This is a genomic window from Arthrobacter sp. TMN-49 (genome assembly GCF_054511095.1).
In genome coordinates, this window is the sequence record NZ_JBTNDH010000074.1 from 1 (window position 1) to 1,636 (window position 1,636).

Annotated in this window: 1 protein-coding gene and 1 pseudogene; both read left to right on the plus strand. The window is 62.2% G+C overall.

Annotated elements, in window-relative coordinates:
* Positions 1-52: 52 nt before the first annotated feature.
* Positions 53-823 (plus strand): annotated as a pseudogene (locus tag ACX80E_RS17155) (Mu transposase domain-containing protein); the annotation flags it as partial.
* Positions 820-1,551 (plus strand): IS21-like element helper ATPase IstB, encoded by a 732-nt coding sequence (gene istB / locus ACX80E_RS17160; protein ID WP_459303273.1) that lies wholly within the window; start codon positions 820-822, stop codon positions 1,549-1,551. The pseudogene ACX80E_RS17155 and the gene istB, both read left to right, overlap by 4 nt.
* Positions 1,552-1,636 lie beyond the last annotated feature (85 nt).

Genomic DNA, 1,636 nt, shown 5'->3' on the forward strand with positions numbered 1-1,636 from the left:
CGGGATAACAGAATCCTCCGGATAATCATGGTTATCCCGAATTCGGGATAACCATGAGAAGGGGAACGTGGAAAACGCGGTCGGGTTTCTGCGCCGGAACTTCATGGTCCCCGAGCCGGAGGCCGCCACCTTGGCCGGGCTCAACAAGGTCCTGATGGCCCGGTGTGACGCATTGGCCACGACCGCGCACTATCGCAAGGCCCGCCCCTTGGGTGAGCTCTTCGCCCAGGACGTGGCTGCGTCCCTTCAGCTGCCGGGGGTCGGTTTCGAAGCGGTCCGCTACGAGTCCCGGAAGGCCGACAAGACGGGGAACCTGCTCATCGACGGAAACAGCTACGCGGCCGGGCCCGCCTTCCACGGACGGATGCTCACCGTCGGGTTGGGACATGAGGTGGTGCAGATCCTTGATGAGCATGCCGCACCGGTCCGCACCTTCCCACGCGTCTTCGGCCGGCAGGCTACGACGATCTTCGAGCCAGCGTCCTTGGTCCCGCTGTTGGTGGCCAAACCCGGTGCGTGGTCCCATTCCCCGCTGCGGTCCCTAGTCACCGACCCGGTCCGCGACTGGATGGACAAGGCAACAGCGACAGAGCGGCGCCGGCTGCTCCACGCCGTGGATGCCGCCTCCGGCTCCGCCAATTTCGAGGCCGCCATACAGGCCGCCGATACCCTGATCGTGCGCGGGGACACCCCTGATATGGCCATGCTGGGCATGCTCGCACGCCGGCTCGCCGACGGCACCGAACCAGCTGCCGCGAACGTGGATCTGAGCGTCTATGACACCTTCACCACCCTGAACACCGTCACAGGAGAAGTCGCATGAGCGCCCCCACCATCCAGGACATCCTCGACGCGGGTAAGCATGCTTCGATGACTGGCAGTGTCTTGACCGAATGGGCCGAGAAGGGCACCCCAAAACAACGCGAGTACCTGCACGGGGTGCTGATGGCCGAGCACGAATCCCGGCTCGAGTCACGCCGCCAACGGCTGCTGAAAGCTGCCAGGCTCCCGGCCATGAAAGCCCTCATGGGATTCGACTACACCAGCGTCAGGTTCCCCGAGGACTACGGGCGCGGGCCCCTTGAATCATTGGAGTTCATCAACCGGGCCCAGGACCTCGTCCTCTATGGCGACGTAGGGACGGGCAAGACACACATGGCATCCGCCTTGGTCGCAGCCGCCTGCCGACAGGGCATCCCAGCACGCTTCTTCACCACCTCCGCTCTAGTCATGATGCTGCGCCGGGCCAAAGACGAGGGCCGGCTAGACAAGGAGCTCGCATCCCTAGCCAAAAACCAGCTTCTTGCGATCGATGAACTGGGCTACCTTCCGATCGATATCGAAGGTGCCAGACTGTTGTTCCAAGTCATCGCGGACGGCTATGAAAAACGCAGTCTGATCATCACTACCAACCTGGAGTTTTCCCGCTGGGGAACCGTCTTTGGCGACGACAACATGGCCGCGGCCGTCATCGACCGGCTCGTGCACCACGGACGGCTGTTGCAGTTCCGTGGAGAGTCATACCGGGTCAAGAATGCGTTGATGAAATGAGCAAACTGCTGAAATGGCCTAAAAACCTGCCGCCGTGGCCTGATTCTTAGCGCTGAAACGGCCTACTTTAACTTGACGAAACACA